Below are 19065 nucleotides of genomic sequence, written 5' to 3' on the forward strand. Positions count from 1 at the left end.
ACTCATGACCGGGTCACGCATCCTGGCCCTCGGCCATTACCAGCCCTCCGCCGTGCTCACCAACGAGGACCTGGCACGGATCGTCGACACCGACGACGCCTGGATCCGCAGCCGGGTCGGTATCCGCACCCGCCATGTCGCCGCCCCGGACGAGACCGTGGACTCGATGGCGGCCGCCGCCGCGGCCAAGGCGCTGGCCGCGAGCGGACTGGCCCCCGAGGACATCGACCTGGTGCTGGTCGCCACCTGCACGGCCGCCGACCGCAGCCCCAACGCCGCCGCCCGGGTCGCCGCCCGGCTCGGCCTCGGCGCCCCGGCCACGATGGACCTCAACGTCGTCTGCTCGGGCTTCACCCATGCGCTGGCCACCGCCGACCACGCCATCCGGGCCGGTTCCGCGACGCATGCGCTGGTCATCGGCGCGGAGAAGTTCACCGACGTCGTCGACTGGACCGACCGCTCGACCTGCGTGCTGGTCGGTGACGGGGCGGGCGCCGCCGTGGTCAGTGCCGCTCCCGAGCCGCAGATCGGGCCGGTGCTGTGGGGCTCGGTGCCGCAGATGGGCGGCGCGGTCCGGATCGAGGGCGAGCCGGCGCGGTTCTCCCAGGAGGGCCAGACCGTCTACCGCTGGGCGACCACGCGGCTGCCGGCCATCGCCCGCCAGGTGTGCGAACGCTCCGGCCTCACGCCCGCCGACCTCGCCGGGGTGGTGCTCCACCAGGCCAATCTGCGGATCATCGAGCCGGTCGCGGAGCGGCTCGGCGCGGTCAACGCGGTGGTCGCCAAGGATGTCGTCGACTCCGGGAACACCTCGGCGGCCTCCGTCCCGCTCGCGCTGTCGAAGCTGGTCGAACGACGCGAGATCGCCTCCGGCGACCCGGTGCTGCTGTTCGCCTTCGGCGGCAACCTCTCCTACGCGGGCCAGGTCATCCGCTGCCCCTGAGCGGCACCGGACCGCGGCGGCGGGCCGTCAGCCGATGTCGCCCGGGTGCTCGCGCAGGTACAGCGCTCCGCAGGAGTGGCAGAACGGCTCCCCCCGGGGCGTGCCCCAGACCTGGGCCGATTGGGTGGCGGACGTCGGGGGCAGCTCCCGCCCGCACATCGCGATGGTGCCCTCCAGCCGCACCATGTGCCAGATCTTCACCGGGGTGTCCGCGTGCGGCAGGACGCCCTCCTCGTACTCGGCGCGCATCTCGTGCTCCATGGGCGCTGCACCTCCTTACGCCCACGATGCGCCAGCGGGCCGGGGGCCACAACGCCAGCCGGGGCCGCCCGCCCGCACCGGTTCAGAACACCGACCAGCCGGTCAGCGTCGTGAAGTGGTCCAGCGCCGCGGCGCCCGCCACGGAGTTGCCCCGGGCGTCCAGGCCGGGGCTCCACACGCACAGGGTGCAGCGGCCGGGTATCACGGCGATGATGCCGCCGCCGACCCCGCTCTTGGCGGGCAGCCCGACGCGGTAGGCGAACTCCCCGGCCGCGTCGTACGTCCCGCAGGTGAGCATCACCGCGTTGATCCGCTTGGCCTCGCGGGCCTCCAGCAGCCGGCTGCCGTCGGCGCGCAGCCCGTGCCGGGCCAGGAACCCGCCGGCCACCGCCAGGTCCCGGCAGCTCATCTCGATCGAGCACTGCCAGAAGTAGTGCTCGATGACGCTGGGGACCGGGTTCTCCAGGTTGCCGAAGGACGCCATGAAGTGGGCCAGCGCGGCGTTGCGGTCGCCGTGCCCGGCCTCGGAGTCCGCCACCACCTGGTCGAAGGCGAGGTCAGGGTTGCCGCTCTCCTCCCGCAGGAAGTGCAGCATCGAGGTGCTGGCGTCGCCGGTCAGGGTCTGCAGCCGGTCGGTGACCACCAGCGCGCCCGCGTTGATGAACGGGTTGCGCGGGATGCCGTTCTCCGCCTCCAGCTGGACCAGCGAGTTGAACGGCGTGCCCGACGGCTCGCGGCCCACCCGCTTCCAGATGCCGTCCTCGCCGTGGCTGCCGGGGCTCTGCGCCATCACCAGCGCCAGTGAGAAGGTCTTGGAGATGGACTGGACGGAGAACGGGACCTCCCAGTCGCCGACGCCGTACACCGCACCGTGGATGTCGGCCACCGCCATCCCGAAGCGGTCCGCCGAGACGCGTTCGAGGGCCGGTATGTAGTCGGCGACGCGCCCGTGGCGCACCAGCGGCCGGGCAAAGGCCGCTACCTCCTCGAGAACGGCCTGGTAGTCCATGCGCACACGCTAACCCGCCGTGACCTGCGGCACCGGAGGAGCCCCCCGTTCCCAAGGGCTACGCCGGGTGGCCCATCCGTCTCGCGCCCCGTGCCCGCATCGCCGAGCCTGGCACGGGAACCCCACGGCGGTCCGCGCCGTTGATCCCTTACGACACGGACCTCACGGAGGTGGCACATGTCAGGGTTTCTCGACCGCGCCAAGGAGCAGGCACGGCAGGGGCTGGAGGCAGGCAAGCAGAAGGTCGACGAGGTGCAGCAGCAACGGGCCGGCAACGACCTGTTGAAGAGACTCGGCGCCGCGTACTTCGCCGAACGGCGGGGCAGCGGCTCCCCCGAGGCGACCCAGGACGCCCTCAACGCCCTGGAGGCGCACGTCAACGCGCACGGCGACGCCTTTCTGCACGGATAGCCGGACCGGGCGGGTCCGGCCCGGGGGCACGGGCGGGGCCAAAATCGCTCGCTCATCCTCCGAACGGCCGGCCCGCTTTTGTCCGTTCCCCTCCCGCCGCACGGCCTTGTCCCGTACAAGCGAGACAGGAGGCGGTGCGCGTCGGCGGCCGCCGTGTCCGCATCGGAGTGGGCCATGTCCGCACCACTGTCCGCCGCCCGGTTCCGCCAGGCGCTCACCGCCGAGGGCCTGCGGCTCGCCGAGGTCGACGGCTGGGAGACGCACAACCGCAACAGCAAGGGCCCTTGGGGCCCGGTGCACGGGGTGATGGTGCATCACACCGGCACCTCCGGCGCCGACAGCACCGTCCAGCTCTGCTACGACGGCCGCCCGGACCTGCCGGGGCCGCTGTGCCACGGCGTGATCACCAAGGACGGCACGGTGCATCTGGTCGGCTGCGGCCGCGCCAATCACGCCGGCCTCGGCGACGGCGACGTCCTGCGCGCGGTGATCGCCGAGAAGCGGCTGCCGCCGGACGACGAGGCCGACACCGACGGCAACCCCTGCTTCTACGGCTTCGAGTGCGAGAACCTCGGCGACGGCAAGGACCCCTGGCCGCCGGCGCAGCTGGAGGCCGTGGAGAAGGCCGCGGCGGCGCTGTGCCGGGCGCACGGCTGGACCGAGCGCTCGGTGATCGGGCATCTGGAGTGGCAGCCCGGCAAGATCGACCCGCGCGGCTACACGATGGACTGGCTGCGCGAGCGGATCGCCGACCGGCTGAAATGAGCGGGCGGCGGTACGGCACCGGCCCGCCGCGCCGGCACCCGCGACAATGGGCCGGGTGACCCGCACCGTCCCCGGCCCTCAGCCGGACCCCCACACCCTGCGCCCGCGCCTGCCCTCGCCCGTCCAGGAGCTCACCGACGAGCCGTTCGCGCGCCGCGGGGTGCGGCTGCTGCTCAAGCGGGACGACCTGATCCACCCGGACCTGCCGGGCAACAAGTGGCGGAAGCTGGAGCCGAATCTGCGGGCCGCCGCCGCGGCCGGCGACCGCGCGCTGCTGACCTTCGGCGGGGCCTACTCCAACCACCTGCGGGCCACCGCCGCGGCCGGCCGGCTGCTCGGCTTCACCACCATCGGCGTGGTCCGCGGCGACGAGCTGGCCGGGCGGCCGCTCAATCCGTCGCTGGCCCGCTGCGCCGCCGACGGGATGCGGCTGCACTTCCTGGACCGGGCCCGCTACCGCCGCGCCGGCGACGGGGACGTCCTCGCCGACCTGCACGACCGCTTCGGCGCGTTCCGCGTGATACCCGAGGGCGGCAGCAACGCGCTGGCCGCCCGGGGCTGTACGCGGCTGGGCCGGGAGCTGCGCGGGGTGGCGGACACGGTCGCGGTGGCCTGCGGCACCGGCGGCACCCTGGCCGGGCTCGCCGCCGGGCTGGGTCCGCGGCAGCGCGCCCTGGGCCTGCCCGTCCTCAAGGGCGGCCGCCCGCACTTCCTCCAGCAGTCGATCGGGGCGCTGCAGACCGCGGCGTTCGGCGGCCCGCGCGGCGACTGGCGGCTGGACGACCGCTTCCACTGCGGCGGCTACGCCCGCCGCACCCCGGAGCTGGACGCGTTCGCGGACGCCTTCGAGGACCGGCACGGGCTGCCGCTGGAGCGGCTCTACGTCGCCAAGCTGCTGTACGGGCTGACGACACTGGCCGGGGAGGGCGCCTTCGCCCCCGGCAGCACGGTCGCCGCCGTGATCACCGGCACGCCCGGCACGCCGGGCCCCACCCCCTAGGACGCCACCTCCCGGTAGGCCGTCGCCTCCTCCAGGTCCAGCCGGCGCAGCAGGGTGCGCAGCATCTCGTCGTCGATCCGCCGGGCGTCCCGCAGCTGGACGAAGACCTGCCGTTCGGTGGCGATCATCTCGCGGGCCAGCCGCCGGTAGGTCTCGTCGGCGGACTCCCCGGTCGCCTCGTTGACCGCGCCCAGCCGCTCCCACACGGAGTTGCGCCGCCGTTCCATGATCGTGCGCAGCCGGTCGGCGAGCGGCCCGGGCAGCGCGTTGCGGTCGTCCCGCAGCAGCTCCGCCAGCCGCTCCTCGGCGGCCCGCGAGGCCTCGTTCTGCGCCTGCGCCTCGGCCAGCGTCTCGGCCTGGGTGTCCCGGACGGGCAGCTTCAGCAGGCGGATCAGCGGCGGCAGCGTCAGCCCCTGGACGACGAGGGTGGCGATGACGGTGGTGAAGGCCAGGAAGAGCACGAGGTTGCGGGCCGGGAAGGCCGCCGAGCCGTGCCCCACCGGGATGGAGAACGCGATGGCCAGCGACACCACCCCGCGCATCCCGGCCCAGCCGATGATGACCGGTGAGGTCCAGTTGACCCCCGGTTCGCGGGCCCGGATCCGGGCCGACAGGGCGCGCGGCAGATAGGTGCCCGGGAAGACCCACACGAAGCGCGCCAGGATCACGATCAGGAACAGCACCACCGCGTACCCCAGGGCCTGCGGCCCGCCGAACCGCCCCAGGCCGCGCAGCACCACCGGCAGCTGGAGCCCGATCAGCGCGAAGACGGCGGACTCCAGGATGAAGGAGACCACCTTCCACACCGCCTCCTCCTGGAGCCGGGTCTCGAAGTCGACCTGCCAGGACCGGTGCCCCAGGTAGAGGCCGACCACGACGACGGCCAGCACCCCGGAGGCGCCGAACTGCTCGGCGCTCGCGTAGGCGACGAACGGGATGAGCAGCGAGAGGGTGTTCTCCAGCAGCGCCGACTCGCACAGCCGCACCCGCAGCCAGTGCAGCGGCACCATCAGCACGACACCGATGCCGATGCCGCCCAGGGACGCGACGGCGAACTCCCTGACCCCCTCCCCCCAGGTGGTGGCCGCGCCGAGGGCGGCGGCCAGCGCGACCTTGTACGCGGTGATCGCGGTGGCGTCGTTGACCAGCGACTCGCCCTGGAGAATCGTGGTGATCCGGTGCGGCAGCCCGAGCCGGCGGGCGATGGCGGTGGCCGCGACCGCGTCCGGCGGGGCGATCACGGCGCCCAGGACGAGCGCGGCGGTCAGCGGCAGGTCCGGGATGACGAGATAGGCCGCGTAGCCCACCACCAGCGTGGCGAACAGGACGTAGCCGACCGACAGCAGCGCCACCGGCCGCAGATTGGCCCGCAGGTCCAGATACGAGCTGTCCAGCGCCGCGGTGTGCAGCAAGGGCGGCAGCACCAGCGGCAACACGATGTGCGGATCGAGGGTGTAGTCCGGCAGGCCCGGGACGGCGGAGGCCGCGAGCCCCGCGGCGACCAGCAGCAGCGGCGCGGGGACCGGCGTGCGGCGCGCCAGTCCGGCGACCGCGGCGCTCCCCGCGACCAGCAACAACAGCGGCATGACAGCCATCGGTCCCGTCCCGTCCCCATGTCCTGTGCCGGCCGGCCCGGCGATCTAACCTGGCCATCATGAGCGAGTGCACGCACGTTCCCGGACTGCCGCGCGCCGAGCCGGCCCCGCTGAGCGCCACCTGCCTGGAGTGCCTGGCCGTCGGCAGCCACCCCGTGCAGCTGCGGCTGTGCCTGGTCTGCGGCCATGTCGGCTGCTGCGACTCGTCGCCGTTCCGGCACGCCACCGGGCACTTCGAGGAGACCGGCCACCCCGTGATGCGGACCTTCGAGCCGGGCGACTCCTGGCGCTGGTGCTTCGTCGACCAGCAGCTGGTGTGAGCCGCCGGACGGGATCGGTCTAGCCTTCAGGCATGATCCGCCGAGCGACCCCCGACGACGTCCCCGTCATCCTGGCCATGATCGGCGAGCTGGCCGCGTACGAGCGCGAGCCCCAGGCCGCCCGGGCCACCGGGCCGCAGCTCGAAGAGGCCCTCTTCGGCCCGCAGCCGGCCGCCTTCGCGCTGATCGCGGAGGCCGGCGGCGCCCCGGTCGGCTTCGCCCTGTGGTTCCGGAACTTCTCGACGTGGACGGGCACACACGGTGTCTACCTGGAGGACCTCTACGTCCGCCCCGAGGCCCGCGGCGACGGCCACGGCAAGGCGCTGCTCGCGGCCCTCGCGGAGATCTGTGTGGCCCGCGGATACGAGCGTTTCGAGTGGTCGGTCCTGGATTGGAATGAACCGTCCATCGGCCTTTACCGGTCGATCGGCGCCCGCCCCATGGACGAATGGACGGTCTTCCGGCTCACTGGGGAGGCGCTGCACGACCTCGCGGCCACCTCGCGCGTCAACGGAGCGTAATCGGCATCGATTTGGCAGTGCACACCCCTAGCCACTTTCCGTACCCGTCGATTTACAATCAGTGACAGCGGTGGCGCCGGAAGAACCGGGGCCGGATCGCCCCGGGACGGCAGTCGTCCTCCTTCCGGGCGACACCGGCCCGCAGATCGCGATAGCGTCACAGCCGAACCATGCGTCGCGCCTGATCGTTCTCCTTTCACCCGAGGGGAGAAAAGGGCCGGCGCCCATCCCGAACAACGCGAATATCGCGCATTTCCAGCTCAACCAGCTTGTGCCACCTTGGAGGTGAGGGTGTCCCAGATCGCAGGCGAGCCCGGGACTCAGGACTTCGTGGAAGTCCGTCTGCCCGCTGCGGGTGCCTACCTGTCCGTGCTGCGTACGGCCACGGCCGGTCTCGCAGCCCGCTTGGACTTCACCCTCGACGAGATCGAGGATCTGCGCATCGCGGTCGACGAGGCCTGCGCGATCCTTCTGCAACAGGCCGTCCCCGGCAGTGTGCTGAGCTGCGTCTTCCGTCTGATCGACGACGCGCTCCAGGTCACGGTGTCGGCCCCGACGACCGACGGCCGCGCCCCGGAGCGCGACACCTTCGCCTGGACGGTGCTCTCCGCACTGGCCGGCAAGGTCGATTCCACCGTCGCCGAGGACCAGACGGTCACCATCAGTCTGTACAAGGAGCGCGGCGCCGGTCCCGGACCGTCATGACCGAACAGGGGGCCCCGTGAAAGATCTCGAACGCGGCGGGCGGATGGCGGCCGGTGCCACCATCCCCGGGCAGCAGGCCCGGCCGCATCCGGTGGGCGCGGCCCACCACGGCGGCCGGTTGAATGCGGCGGAGCAGGCAGAGCGGGCGGACCACATGGAGCAGAGCGAGCAGCCGGGGCAGCAGGAGCATCAGCACGACGCTCCGGCCCCCGCACACCAGCTGCGGGATCACCAGCATTCCCACGAGCCGCACGACCGCAGCGGCGCCCGGGCGATGTTCTACGAACTGCGCGGACTGCCCGACGGCTCCCCGCAGCGCGCGGAGCTGCGCAACGCTCTCGTGCGCATGCACCTCCCGCTCGTCGAGCATCTGGCCCGGCGCTTCCGCAACCGCGGGGAGCCGCTGGACGATCTGACCCAGGTCGCCACCATCGGTCTGATCAAGTCCGTGGACCGCTTCGACCCGGACCGCGGCGTGGAGTTCTCCACCTACGCCACCCCCACCGTCGTCGGCGAGATCAAACGGCACTTCCGTGACAAGGGCTGGGCGGTCCGCGTCCCGCGCCGCCTCCAGGAGCTGCGGCTGTCGCTGACCACCGCGACCGCCGAACTGTCCCAGCGGCACGGCCGGGCCCCCACCGTCCATGAGCTGGCCGAGCACCTGGCGATCTCCGAGGAGGAGGTCCTGGAGGGCCTGGAGTCCGCCAACGCGTACAGCACGCTCTCCCTGGACGTCCCGGACACGGACGACGAGTCCCCCGCGGTCGCCGACACCCTCGGCGCCGAGGACGAGGCGCTGGAGGGGGTCGAGTACCGCGAGTCCCTCAAGCCGCTGCTGGAGGACCTCCCGCCGCGGGAGAAGAAGATCCTGCTGCTGCGGTTCTTCGGCAACATGACCCAGTCGCAGATCGCCCAGGAGGTCGGCATCTCCCAGATGCACGTCTCCCGGCTCCTGGCCCGCACCCTGGCCCAGCTGCGCGACAAGCTGCTCGTCGAGGAGTGAACGGCCCCGGCGCGCCCGGCGCGGTGAAGCCGGGCGGCGGGGCGTGGGAACGGACGAAGGGGCGGGATCCCGGTGAGGATCCCGCCCCTTCGTGCGTTCCGGTCCGTCCGTTCCGGGCCCGGCCGCCGTCAGGGGGCCTCCCGCGGGCCGATGCCCAGGGCCTCGGTGGCGGTCGGGTTGACCAGCAGGACGAGGACGACCAGCGCGGCCGCGGCCAGTCCGATGCCGGCCGCGATCAGCGCCCCGCCGCCGTGCACCAGCGTCCAGGCCACCGGCAGCGCCACGATCTGGGTGATCAGCGAGGGCCCCCGGCTCCAGCGCCGGCGCAGCCACAGCCCGCGCGCGGCCACCAGCGGCAGCACCGCGAGCGCGAGCACCGTCAGCCCGCCCATCTCCGCCTGCTGCGCGCTGTCCGGCGCACCGGCCAGCCCCATGATCAGCATGTACGCGCCGAGGGCGGCCAGCGCCAGCCCCTCGGCCGCGGTGAGCGCCGCGGCGGCGCTCAGCCGGGCGGGCCGCGGTCCGGCCGGCTCGTGGGCTGCGGGGGCGTCGGCGGCTCGGGACACGGACTGCTTCTGCTGACTGCTCACCCCAGCAGGGTAGCGCCGGCGGGCACCGCCTCCGGGGGTGCCCCGGAGGCGGACAGGGCGTGAGTCAGGTACCAGCAGGTAGGTACGCTGCTCCATATGCGCGCACTCCTCGTGGTCAATCCCGCCGCCACCACCACCAGTGCCCGCACCCGTGAAGTGCTCACCCACGCGCTCGCCAGCGACCTCAAACTGGAGGTCGCCGAGACGCAGTACCGCGGACACGCGCGTGACCTGGCCCGGGAGGCCACCGAGGCCGGGCAGACCGATCTGGTCGTGGCGCTCGGCGGCGACGGCACGGTCAACGAGGTCGTCAACGGCCTCCTGGCGAGCGGCCCCGATCCGGACTCCCACCCCCGGCTGGCCGTGGTCCCCGGCGGCTCGACCAATGTCTTCGCCCGCGCCCTGGGGCTGCCCAACGATGTGGTGGAGGCGACCGGCGCCCTGCTGGACGCGCTGCGCGACGGCAGCGAGCGCACCATCGGCCTGGGCCTGGCCGCCGGCACCCCCGGCACCGAGGACGAGGGCGTACCGGAACGCTGGTTCACCTTCTGCGCGGGCTTCGGTTTCGACGCCGGTGTCGTCGGCCGGGTCGAGCAGCAGCGCGAACGCGGCAAGCGTTCGACCCACGCCCTGTACGTGCGACAGGTCGTACGGCAGTTCCTGGGCGAGGCGAACCGCCGGCGGGGCGTGATCACCCTCGAACGCCCGGGCGGCGGCGAGGGCGCGGCCGAGCTCGTCGAGAACCTCGCGCTGGCCATAATCTGCAACACCGCTCCGTGGTCCTACCTGGGCAATCGACCGATCTACCCGTCCCCGGACGCCTCGTTCGACACGGCCCTCGACGTGTTCGCACTGAGCAAGCTCTCGCCGGCCGCGGTGGCCCGTTACGCCACCCAGCTACTGGCGTCAACACCCGAGCGCGGGCCCCACGGCAAGCACGCACTCTCACATCACGACCTCACGAACTTCACCTTGCATTCGCAGGTTCCACTGCCCTTCCAGATGGACGGTGACCACCTGGGACTGCGCACGAGTGTGACGTTCACAGGCGTTCGCCGTGCACTGCGTGTGATTGTGTGAGCAGTAGAGCCCAAAGTCCTTTCACTCGAACGTTTAGACTGGTTTCCACCCCCTGGAATGACGGCTGTGAGCTAGGCGACACCAAGGATTCAAAAAAAAGTTTCCGGAAGGGGTTGTATCCGCAGCCGAGGTTTGCGAGTCTCTTCCTGGCGATCGGGACGGCCGCTTCACCGGCCCCCTTGAGAGCCCGAATCCTCTCCCTCATTCCACAGGACCGCACCAGTTCTCCACTGGGGTTCGGCCCTTCCCTTGCGGGGGGATTCGTGAAAGCGTTCACATTCACAAGCAACGATCCCGTCATCACGAGGAGATGGAGCAGCCATGGACTGGCGTCACCGCGCCGTTTGCCGCGAGGAAGACCCCGAGCTCTTCTTCCCCATCGGCAACACCGGTCCTGCGCTGCTGCAGATCGAGGAAGCCAAGGCCGTCTGCCGCCGCTGCCCCGTCATGGAGCAGTGCCTGCAGTGGGCGCTCGAGTCCGGCCAGGACTCCGGCGTCTGGGGTGGTCTGAGCGAGGACGAGCGCCGCGCGATGAAGCGCCGTGCAGCTCGCAACCGGGCGCGCAACGCCAGCGCCTGAGCCAGTAGCCCCGTGGCCCCCGAGCCGCAGCGCGCAGTACCCCCGACGATGCACCTCCGGAGCTGATCAGCCCGGTCATCGCATCTCAGAGCTTTGAGCCCCGGACCGGATGGGTCCGGGGCTTGCTGCTGTTCCGGGCGGGTTGCGGGCCGGCGCAGGGGCGGGGGGCCGCCGCCCTCAGTGCTGCTTCTCGGCGCCCACGGGGACGTCGAGGACGACCTGGGTGCCGCGCCCGGGTGCCGGCACCATGTCGAAGGTGCCGCCCAACTCCCCCTCCACCAGGGTCCGTACGATCTGCAGCCCGAGGTTGCCGGCCCGCTGCGGGTCGAAGTTCTCGGGCAGGCCGCGGCCGTCGTCCTGGATGGTGACCAGCAGCCGCGGCTCGGCCCGGCTGCCGCCGCGCACCGCGGCGACCTCGACCGTGCCGTGCTCCGCCGGAGCGAAGGCGTGCTCCAGGGCGTTCTGCAGGACCTCGGTGAGCACCATCGACAGCGGGGTGGCCACCTCGGCGTCCAGGATGCCGAAGCGCCCGGTGCGGCGGGTGGTCACCTTGCCCGGGGAGATCTCCGCCACCATGGCCAGCACCCGGTCCGCGATCTCGTCGAACTCGACCCGCTCGTCGAGGGTCTGGGACAGCGTCTCGTGCACGATCGCGATCGAACCGACCCTGCGGACCGCCTCGTTGAGCGCCTCGCGGCCCTGTGCGGAATCCATCCGGCGGGACTGCAACCGCAGCAGCGCGGCTACTGTCTGCAAATTGTTCTTCACCCGGTGGTGGATTTCCCGGATGGTGGCGTCCTTCGTGATCAGTTCCCGTTCGCGGCGTCGCAGTTCGGTCACATCGCGCAACAAAACCAGCGAACCGATGTGCGTTCCCTTGGGTTTGAGGGGAATAGCGCGCAATTGGATGACGCCCTCAATTCCCTCCACCTCGAATTCCCGGGGGGCCCAGCCGCTGGCGAGCTTGACCAGTGCCTCGTCCACCGGGCCGCGGGCGGGGGCGAGTTCGGCGGTGGCCCGGCCCAGGTGGTGGCCCACCAGGTCGGCGGCGAGACCGAGGCGGTGGTAGGCGGAGAGGGCGTTGGGGCTGGCGTACTGGACGACGCCCTCCGCGTCGAGCCGGATCAGCCCGTCGCCGGCGCGCGGCGAGGCGTCCATGTCGACCTGCTGGCCGGGGAAGGGGAAGGTGCCCGCGGCGATCATCTGGGCCAGGTCGGAGGCGCTCTGGAGGTAGGTCAGCTCCAAGCGGCTGGGGGTGCGCACGGTCAGCAGGTTGGTGTTGCGGGCGATCACCCCGAGCACCCGGCCCTCGCGGCGGACGGGGATGGACTCGACGCGTACCGGCACCTCCTCGCGCCACTCCGGGTCGCCCTCGCGCACGATGCGGCCCTCGTCCAGGGCGGAGTCCAGCATCGGACGCCGGCCACGGGGGACGAGATGGCCGACCATGTCGTCCTGGTACGAGGTGGGACCCGTATTGGGCCGCATCTGGGCGACCGAGACATAGCGGGTGCCGTCGAGGGTGGGCACCCACAGCACCAGATCGGCGAAGGAGAGGTCGGAGAGCAGCTGCCACTCCGAGACCAGCAGATGGAGCCACTCGAGGTCGGTGTCGCTCAGAGCGGTGTGCTGGCGTACGAGATCGTTCATGGAGGGCACGTCCTGGAGCCTACCGGCGTAGGCTGTAGCCCTGGTGTCTGCATGGACACTGCATGGGCATGGACAAGTGAGAATGGTCTAGTCCAGAATGCGGAAAACACCTCCGTTCTCCCCGCACAGGAGAACGGAACGAGGCCGCAGGCGCTCTCTGCCCTGACTGCGCCGAGGCCTCCGATCGACCGGTTCCCGGACGGGACCGCACCCCTACCGCACACAGGGGTGCCTTCCGCCCGCAAGAGGGGACCGGCCGATGTCAGCTCCGGGCTGCGGTGCCGGACAGGTTGAGGGTCCTGTCCCGGCGCCGCGGCCCGCGGGTGTTTCCGGGGTCGTCGACGGACCCGGGCCGAGCCGCTCCACCGGTCGACGCGCCGGGCGGAACCGCCGCCACGCGTCCCGCATCCCGCCCCGATAACGCGTCCCAGCCCCCATCCCGCCGCTCGCGACAGCGAGTTCATCGGCGTGCCGCGACGCACCCCGGAGGGCGCCCCGCCGTCCGGCGCCGCCGCCGGGTCCCCGTGGTCCCGCTCTGCTAGATTGGTCTATACCACACGAGATTCTCCAGAACGGCAGGCCAAGCGTGGAAGTTGTCATCGTTCCGGATGCCATGGCGGGCGGCGAACTGATCGCGGAGGCCGTCGCGGCCCTGCTGCGCGGCAAGCCCGACGCCCTGCTCGGTGTGGCCACCGGCTCCACCCCGCTGCCCGTCTACCAGGCGCTGGCCGCACAGGTCCGGGCCGGGTCGGTGGACGCCTCCCGGGCGCGCATCTGCCAGCTCGACGAGTACGTGGGCCTGCCGGCGGGGCACCCCGAGTCCTACCGTTCGGTGGTGCTGCGCGAGGTGGTCGAGCCGCTCGGTCTCGGCGCGGACTCCTTCATGGGGCCCGACGGCACGGCCGAGGACGTGCCGGCCGCCTGCGCGGCGTACGACTCCGCGCTGCGCGAGGCCGGCGGGGTGGACCTCCAGCTGCTGGGCATCGGCACCGACGGCCACATCGGCTTCAACGAGCCCTGCTCCTCGCTCGCTTCGCGGACCCGGATCAAGACGCTGACCCGGCAGACCCGCGAGGACAACGCCCGGTTCTTCGAGCGCCCCGAGGAGGTGCCGCACCACGTCATCACCCAGGGCATCGGCACCATCCTGGAGGCCCGCCACCTGGTGCTGCTCGCCACCGGCGCGGGCAAGGCCGACGCCGTGGCCCGGGCCGTCGAGGGGCCCCTCACCGCGCTGGTCCCGGCCTCGGCCCTGCAGCTCCACCCGCACGCGACGGTCGTCGTGGACGAGGCCGCCGCCGCGCAGCTGGCGCTCGCCGACTACTTCCGCGCCACCTACGCCGCCAAGCCGCACTGGCAGGGCCTCTGACGGTCCCGGAGTTCCCCGGGCGGGGTGCTCAGTCCCCGGGCGGTAGGGCGCGCCGCCCGGTGAGGACCTCGGCGGCGGCCAGCGCGCAGACGCGGGCGGCGCCGTGGGTGGCGAGGTGCAGGGCGCCCCGGGGCGGGGCCTGCGGGACACCCATCTCGACGACCGCGGTGTCGGGGCGGGCGGCGAGCAGGGCATCGAGCGCCGCGGCCATCCAGGGGTGGCGGTGCACATCGCGGACCACGGCGACCAGGCGGCGCCCGGTGGCCGCCGTGCGCAGCCGGTCGAGCAGCGCGGGGGTGCCGGCCGCGGTGGCGGACTCCTCGGTGCAGGTGACCGTGGTGGTGCCGGGGAGCTGCCGGGCCAGTTCGGCGGCGACGCCCCAGGGGGTCTCGTCGCCCACGGCGATGTTGGCCAGCGGCGTGAAGGCCGCGACGCAGACGGGCCCGGCCAGCGGGGCGAACGGGCCGGCGGCGGTGGTGCGCAGGGCGCGACGGGCCGCGGTGAGGCCGATGCCTGGGGCCGGTGCGGCGCCCTCCCCCGGGCCGGTGCGCCGGGTCCAGCGCGCCAGGGCGCGGACCCGGGCCGCGGCGTCGGCCAGCCGCTCCTCGGGCAGTTCGCCGGCCCGCACCGCCCGCACCAGCGCGTCGCGCAGCCGCAGCACGGTGTCCTCGTCCGCCAGTCCGCCGCCCACGCAGACCGCGTCCGCGCCGGCCGCGACGGCCAGCACGCTGCCCCGTTCGAGGCCGTAGGCGGCGGAGACGGCGCGCATCTCCATGCCGTCGGTGACGATCAGCCCGTCGAAGCCGAGGCCGCCCTCCTCGACGGGGCCGCGCAGCAGACCGCCCAGCGCGGCCGGGCTGAGCGTGGCGGGGCGCTCGGCGTCGAGGGCGGGCAGCAGGAGGTGCGCGCTCATCACGGCGCGGGTGCCGGCGGCGACGGCGGCGCGGAACGGGACCAGTTCGCGTTCCTGGAGGGTGGCCAGGCCGGCGGTGATCCGCGGCAGGTCGTGGTGGGAGTCGACGGCGGTGTCGCCGTGGCCGGGGAAGTGCTTGGTGCAGGCGGCGACGCCGGCGGACTGCAGCCCCTCGACGTAGGCGGCGGTGTGCCGGGCGACCAGCCGCGGATCGTCGCCGAAGGAGCGGACGCCGATGACCGGGTTGGCGGGGTCGGAGTTGACGTCGGCGCAGGGCGCCCAGTTGAGGGTGATCCCGCAGTCGGCCAGCCGCCGGCCGAGTTCCCGGGCCACGTCGCGGGTCAGGGCGGTGTCGTCGACGGCGCCGAGCGCGTGGTTGCCGGGGAAGGAGGAGCCGCCGCGCACCTCCAGGCGGGTGACGTCGCCGCCCTCCTCGTCGAGGGCGACCAGCAGGTCCTCGCGTTCGGCCCGCAACCGGGCGGTGAGGGCGGCGAGTTGTGCGGGGTCGGCGACGTTGCGGCCGAAGAGGCCGACCGAGGTCAGGCCCTCGCCGAGCCGGCGCAGCAGCCAGTCGGGGGCGGTGGTGCCGGTGAAGCCCGGCTGGAGGACGGCGAGGGCGTCGCGGGTGAGGGCGTCGGCGGGGCGTACCGCGCGGACGGGAGGGGGCATGGGGAGGTGTCATCCCTTCGCTGCGCGGGCGGCCCGGCGTGGTCTTTCCTGGTTTAGACCAGTTCCGGCAGCTTGGCCTAGACCTTTTGGGGTGTCAAGAGGTGTATAAGAGTCGCTGCCAGGTCCGTTGCCCGGCCGACATCCGGCGGGCCGGGACCGGCGACGGCGCACGGGGAGCGCTCCCGTGCCACGATATGAGCCGCTACGTACGGAGGAGCCGGTGACGGCAGCACGACAGGCATCGGAGAGGCGGGTCATGGAGACGGACGGGGACGGCACCGCCGACAGCGGCGCACGGACCGCGCGGGTGCCCAAGTACTACCGGCTCAAGAGGCACTTGCTGGACATCACCGAGACCCTGCCGCCCGGCTCCCCGGTCCCGCCCGAGCGCACCCTCGCCACGGAGTTCGACACCTCGCGCACGACGGTGCGCCAGGCCCTGCAGGAACTGGTCGTCGAGGGCCGGCTGGAGCGCATCCAGGGCAAGGGCACCTTCGTCGCCAAGCCCAAGGTCTCCCAGGCGCTGCAACTGACCTCCTACACGGAGGACATGCGGGCCCAGGGCCTGGAGCCGGCCTCCCAGCTGCTGGACATCGGCTATGTCACCGCCGACGACCGGCTCGCCGGGCTGCTGGACATCGCCACCGGCGGCCGGGTGCTGCGCATCGAGCGGCTGCGGCTGGCCAGCGGTGAGCCGATGGCCATCGAGACCACCCATCTGTCGGCGAAGCGCTTCCCCGCGCTGCGCCGCAACCTCGTCAAGTACACCTCGCTGTACACCGCGCTGGCCGAGGTCTACGACGTCCGGCTGGCCGAGGCCGAGGAGACCATCGAGACCTCCCTGGCCACCCCGCGCGAGGCCGGGCTGCTGGGCACGGACGTCGGGCTGCCGATGCTGATGCTCTCCCGGCACTCGCACGACGCCCAGGGGCAGCCGGTGGAGTGGGTGCGCTCGGTCTACCGCGGCGACCGCTACAAGTTCGTGGCCAATCTGCGCCGCCCCACGGACTGACCCGCCGCCCCGCGGACCCGCCGTCCGCAGGCCCGCCGCCCGGGCGCCCGGCGGCCCGGCCGGGCGCAAGGTGGAGTCTTGATACCGATATGCGGACAGCTAGTGACGCGCGCCACGCCCCTGCCATAGATTTCCAGCCGATCGCACAGGAGACCGCCAGGGGACGGAGCAACGGTCATGACACAGTCAGCTGCACCACCGGACCGCAGACCGGTCATCACGCCCACGCGGGTGATCGCCGGAGTCTGCCTGATCGCTCCGTTCGTCGCCATGCTCTGGGTCAGCTCGTACGCCCGGGTCGAGCCGACGCTCATCGGGATCCCGTTCTTCTACTGGTACCAGATGGCCTGGGTACTGATCTCGACCGTGCTCACCATGGTCGCGTACAAGCTCGTGCAGCGTGAGCAGCGGGCGCGCAAGGGCGGTGGGTCGCAGTGAACCCGATGACGAACGCGCCGGAGGCCGCCGCCGTGCTGGCCGGATCCGCCACCAAGGGCGTCAACGGCGTGGCCCTCGCCGTCTTCGTCTTCTTCTTCCTCGCCGTGACGGTCATGGGCTTCCTGGCCGCCCGCTGGCGCAAGGCCGACGAGTCCGCCAACCTCGACGAATGGGGGCTGGGCGGCCGCAGCTTCGGCACCTGGGTGACGTGGTTTCTGCTGGGCGGCGACCTCTACACCGCGTACACCTTCGTGGCCGTGCCGGCGGCGATCTACGCGGCGGGGGCGGCGGGCTTCTTCGCCGTGCCGTACACGATCCTGGTCTACCCCCTGATCTTCACCTTCCTGCCGCGCCTGTGGTCGGTCTCGCACAAGCACGGGTACGTCACCACCTCCGACTTCGTGCGCGGCCGCTTCGGCTCCAAGGGCCTGTCGCTGGCCGTGGCGCTCACCGGCATCCTCGCCACGATGCCCTACATCGCGCTCCAGCTGGTCGGCATCCAGGCCGTCCTGGACGTGCTGGGCATCGGCGGCGGCGCGAACACCAACTGGTTCGTCAAGGACCTGCCGCTGCTGATCGCGTTCGCCGTGCTGGCCGCGTACACCTACTCCTCGGGGCTGCGGGCGCCGGCGCTGATCGCGTTCGTCAAGGACGGGCTGATCTACCTCGTCATCACCGTGGCGATCATCTACATCCCGATCAAGCTCGGCGGCTTCGACGCGATCTTCCACTCGGCCGGCAAGGCCCTCTCCCAGCCCGGCGCCGTCCCCGGCAAACCGCGCGGCGAGCTGGTCAGCGGGCCCAACGCCCAGTGGGCGTACGCGACCCTGGCGCTCGGTTCGGCGCTGGCGCTCTTCATGTACCCGCACTCGATCACCGCGACGCTGTCCTCGCGCAGCCGCAACGTGATCCGCCGCAACACCACGATCCTGCCGCTGTACTCCCTGATGCTGGGGCTGCTGGCGCTGCTGGGCTTCATGGCGATCAAGGCCGGCACGGACATCCAGGGCAACCCCCAGCTGGCCATCCCGCAGCTCTTCGAGGACATGTTCCCGAGCTGGTTCACCGGCGTGGCGTTCGCCGCGATCGGCATCGGCGCGCTGGTGCCGGCGGCCATCATGTCGATCGCCGCGGCCAACCTGTTTACCCGCAACGTCTACAAGGACTTCCTCAAGCCGGACGCCACGCCCGCGCAGGAGCACAAGGTCGCCAAGCTGGTCTCGCTGCTGGTGAAGGTCGGCGCGCTGGTCTTCGTCCTCACCATGGACAAGACCGTCGCGATCAACTTCCAGCTGCTGGGCGGGATCTGGATCCTGCAGACCATGCCGTCGCTGGTCGGCGGCCTGTTCACCCGCTGGTTCCACCGCTGGGCGCTGCTGACCGGCTGGGCGGTCGGCATGCTCTACGGCACGCTCGCGGCGTACGGCGTGGCCAGCCCGACCCAGGCGCACTTCGGCGGCTCCAGCAAGGAGATCCCCGGCATCGGTGAGATCGGCTACATCGGTCTGACCGCCTTCGTCCTGAACGTCGTGGTGTCGGTCGTGCTGACCTTCGCCCTGAAGGCGGCCAAGGCGCCCGACGGCATCGACGAGACCAGCCCCGCGGACTACACGGCGGACGCCGGGGACCGGGGCGTCGTCGTCGAGCTGCCGCCCGCCACGGCGGGCGCGCCGGCCGGCCACTGAGCCCGCTCCCCCGCGCACGGCCACGGGCCGCCGCGTCCCCCGACGGGGGCGCGGCGGCCCTTTCCGCGTCACCCCGTTCGCGTCGTCCGCACCCGCCCGGCACACTGGACGGCGGGCCTTCCGCACGGGCCCGGCAGGGCGTGCGGGCGGCCGCCGGGCGGCCCCCGCGAGCGGCCTGAAGAAGCGGCTCCCGGCCCTTCCCGCAGGGGTTCTGAGGGCCCGTCGCGGGCTCCCACGGGCCGCCTGCGGTGTGCACCCCGTCGGAGTGGTATGACACAGCGACACAAGATGTGGGGGTGCGTGCGGGCGGCAGCACAAGATGTATGCTCGTCCTCGCTGTCGCCGCAGGGGAATCCGGTGGGAATCCGGAACTGTCCCGCAACGGTGTAGAGGCGCGCTTCCACGGCCGGAAATCGGCCCCGTCGCGCGCCCGGAGTCCGAGGACCTGCCGACGGTACGACCGCACCGCCATGGGTGCGGACGTCGATACGTCCGGGCCCCGAGGGCTGGGCCGGTGGACGCCGCGTGGTGAGCCCGCGCACCCCTG

The 19065-nt window shown here is 72.5% G+C and carries 20 protein-coding genes and 1 riboswitch; of the genes, 14 read left to right on the forward strand and 6 right to left on the reverse strand.

What is annotated here, in order from left to right:
- Nucleotides 1-4: 4 nt before the first annotated feature.
- Entirely contained in the window at nucleotides 5-943 is a 939-nt protein-coding gene (locus IEY78_RS16830; protein WP_189099054.1) for a beta-ketoacyl-ACP synthase III, read from the forward strand.
- A gap of 27 nt (nucleotides 944-970) precedes the next feature.
- On the opposite strand, the gene IEY78_RS16835 is transcribed toward IEY78_RS16830, so the two are convergent.
- Together IEY78_RS16835 and IEY78_RS16840 are read right to left on the reverse strand one after the other, a co-directional pair.
- Nucleotides 971-1204, reverse strand: coding sequence for a hypothetical protein (locus IEY78_RS16835; protein WP_189099056.1), 234 nt, complete (start codon nucleotides 1202-1204; stop codon nucleotides 971-973).
- 82 nt (nucleotides 1205-1286) lie between these two features.
- Nucleotides 1287-2213: a glutaminase gene (locus tag IEY78_RS16840; protein WP_189099058.1), complete on the reverse strand. Its 927-nt coding sequence runs from the start codon at nucleotides 2211-2213 to the stop codon at nucleotides 1287-1289.
- Between the two features lie 177 nt (nucleotides 2214-2390).
- On the opposite strand from IEY78_RS16840, the gene IEY78_RS16845 reads away from it, so the two are divergent.
- From IEY78_RS16845 to IEY78_RS16855, 3 genes are all read left to right on the forward strand, one after another.
- The gene (locus tag IEY78_RS16845) at nucleotides 2391-2624 is read left to right on the forward strand and encodes a hypothetical protein (RefSeq protein ID WP_189099060.1); all 234 of its coding nucleotides are present in this window, start codon (nucleotides 2391-2393) and stop codon (nucleotides 2622-2624) included.
- A gap of 174 nt (nucleotides 2625-2798) precedes the next feature.
- Complete coding sequence (locus IEY78_RS16850; RefSeq protein WP_189099061.1) at nucleotides 2799-3389, forward strand: N-acetylmuramoyl-L-alanine amidase; 591 nt, start codon at nucleotides 2799-2801, stop codon at nucleotides 3387-3389.
- A gap of 46 nt (nucleotides 3390-3435) precedes the next feature.
- Nucleotides 3436-4389 carry a 1-aminocyclopropane-1-carboxylate deaminase/D-cysteine desulfhydrase gene (locus IEY78_RS16855; RefSeq protein ID WP_189099062.1) on the forward strand — a complete coding sequence of 318 codons (954 nt, stop codon included), beginning with the start codon at nucleotides 3436-3438 and terminating at the stop codon, nucleotides 4387-4389.
- On the opposite strand, the gene IEY78_RS16860 is transcribed toward IEY78_RS16855, so the two are convergent.
- On the reverse strand, nucleotides 4386-5984 hold the full coding sequence (locus IEY78_RS16860) for a Na+/H+ antiporter (RefSeq protein ID WP_189099063.1): 1599 nt from the start codon (nucleotides 5982-5984) through the stop codon (nucleotides 4386-4388). The two genes, IEY78_RS16855 and IEY78_RS16860, sit on opposite strands and share 4 nt — an antisense overlap.
- Before the next feature lie 59 nt (nucleotides 5985-6043).
- On the opposite strand from IEY78_RS16860, the gene IEY78_RS16865 reads away from it, so the two are divergent.
- From IEY78_RS16865 to IEY78_RS16880, 4 genes are all read left to right on the forward strand, one after another.
- Complete coding sequence (locus IEY78_RS16865; RefSeq protein ID WP_129244515.1) at nucleotides 6044-6304, forward strand: UBP-type zinc finger domain-containing protein; 261 nt, start codon at nucleotides 6044-6046, stop codon at nucleotides 6302-6304.
- A gap of 32 nt (nucleotides 6305-6336) precedes the next feature.
- Nucleotides 6337-6825, forward strand: coding sequence for a GNAT family N-acetyltransferase (locus IEY78_RS16870; protein ID WP_189099065.1), 489 nt, complete (start codon nucleotides 6337-6339; stop codon nucleotides 6823-6825).
- Nucleotides 6826-7116: 291 nt separating this feature from the next.
- Nucleotides 7117-7530: an ATP-binding protein gene (locus IEY78_RS16875; RefSeq protein ID WP_006603191.1), complete on the forward strand. Its 414-nt coding sequence runs from the start codon at nucleotides 7117-7119 to the stop codon at nucleotides 7528-7530.
- A gap of 43 nt (nucleotides 7531-7573) precedes the next feature.
- Nucleotides 7574-8533, forward strand: coding sequence for an RNA polymerase sigma factor SigF (locus tag IEY78_RS16880; protein ID WP_189099109.1), 960 nt, complete (start codon nucleotides 7574-7576; stop codon nucleotides 8531-8533).
- Between the two features lie 128 nt (nucleotides 8534-8661).
- Here the strand turns inward: IEY78_RS16880 and IEY78_RS16885 are convergent, their stop codons facing one another.
- Nucleotides 8662-9123: a hypothetical protein gene (locus tag IEY78_RS16885; protein ID WP_189099066.1), complete on the reverse strand. Its 462-nt coding sequence runs from the start codon at nucleotides 9121-9123 to the stop codon at nucleotides 8662-8664.
- 96 nt (nucleotides 9124-9219) lie between these two features.
- Here IEY78_RS16885 and IEY78_RS16890 point away from each other — a divergent pair, with 96 nt between their 5' ends.
- Both IEY78_RS16890 and IEY78_RS16895 read left to right on the forward strand, forming a co-directional pair.
- Entirely contained in the window at nucleotides 9220-10203 is a 984-nt protein-coding gene (locus IEY78_RS16890; protein ID WP_189099067.1) for a diacylglycerol/lipid kinase family protein, read from the forward strand.
- A 321-nt stretch (nucleotides 10204-10524) separates the two neighbouring features.
- On the forward strand, nucleotides 10525-10782 hold the full coding sequence (locus IEY78_RS16895; protein WP_003983230.1) for a WhiB family transcriptional regulator: 258 nt from the start codon (nucleotides 10525-10527) through the stop codon (nucleotides 10780-10782).
- A gap of 177 nt (nucleotides 10783-10959) precedes the next feature.
- On the opposite strand, the gene IEY78_RS16900 is transcribed toward IEY78_RS16895, so the two are convergent.
- Entirely contained in the window at nucleotides 10960-12432 is a 1473-nt protein-coding gene (locus tag IEY78_RS16900; RefSeq protein ID WP_189099068.1) for a sensor histidine kinase, read from the reverse strand.
- A gap of 586 nt (nucleotides 12433-13018) precedes the next feature.
- Between IEY78_RS16900 and IEY78_RS16905 the strand changes: the two genes are divergently transcribed.
- Nucleotides 13019-13801: a glucosamine-6-phosphate deaminase gene (locus tag IEY78_RS16905; RefSeq protein WP_189099069.1), complete on the forward strand. Its 783-nt coding sequence runs from the start codon at nucleotides 13019-13021 to the stop codon at nucleotides 13799-13801.
- 28 nt (nucleotides 13802-13829) lie between these two features.
- On the opposite strand, the gene IEY78_RS16910 is transcribed toward IEY78_RS16905, so the two are convergent.
- Complete coding sequence (locus tag IEY78_RS16910) at nucleotides 13830-15383, reverse strand: glycoside hydrolase family 3 protein (protein WP_189099070.1); 1554 nt, start codon at nucleotides 15381-15383, stop codon at nucleotides 13830-13832.
- Between the two features lie 256 nt (nucleotides 15384-15639).
- Here IEY78_RS16910 and IEY78_RS16915 point away from each other — a divergent pair, with 256 nt between their 5' ends.
- The 3 genes from IEY78_RS16915 to mctP all read left to right on the forward strand — a co-directional run bounded on the left by IEY78_RS16915 (nucleotide 15640) and on the right by mctP (nucleotide 18518).
- A complete protein-coding gene (locus tag IEY78_RS16915) occupies nucleotides 15640-16395 on the forward strand; it encodes a GntR family transcriptional regulator (protein ID WP_189099111.1) in 756 nt (251 codons plus the stop codon).
- 177 nt (nucleotides 16396-16572) lie between these two features.
- Nucleotides 16573-16833 (forward strand): DUF3311 domain-containing protein, encoded by a 261-nt coding sequence (locus IEY78_RS16920; protein WP_189099071.1) that lies wholly within the window; start codon nucleotides 16573-16575, stop codon nucleotides 16831-16833.
- Between the two features lie 5 nt (nucleotides 16834-16838).
- On the forward strand, nucleotides 16839-18518 hold the full coding sequence (gene mctP / locus IEY78_RS16925; RefSeq protein WP_189099072.1) for a monocarboxylate uptake permease MctP: 1680 nt from the start codon (nucleotides 16839-16841) through the stop codon (nucleotides 18516-18518).
- A gap of 348 nt (nucleotides 18519-18866) precedes the next feature.
- Nucleotides 18867-18957, forward strand: a riboswitch (cobalamin riboswitch).
- The last annotated feature ends 108 nt before the right edge of the window (nucleotides 18958-19065 follow it).

The organism is Streptomyces kronopolitis (assembly GCF_014646275.1).
GTDB lineage: Bacteria > Actinomycetota > Actinomycetes > Streptomycetales > Streptomycetaceae > Streptomyces > Streptomyces kronopolitis.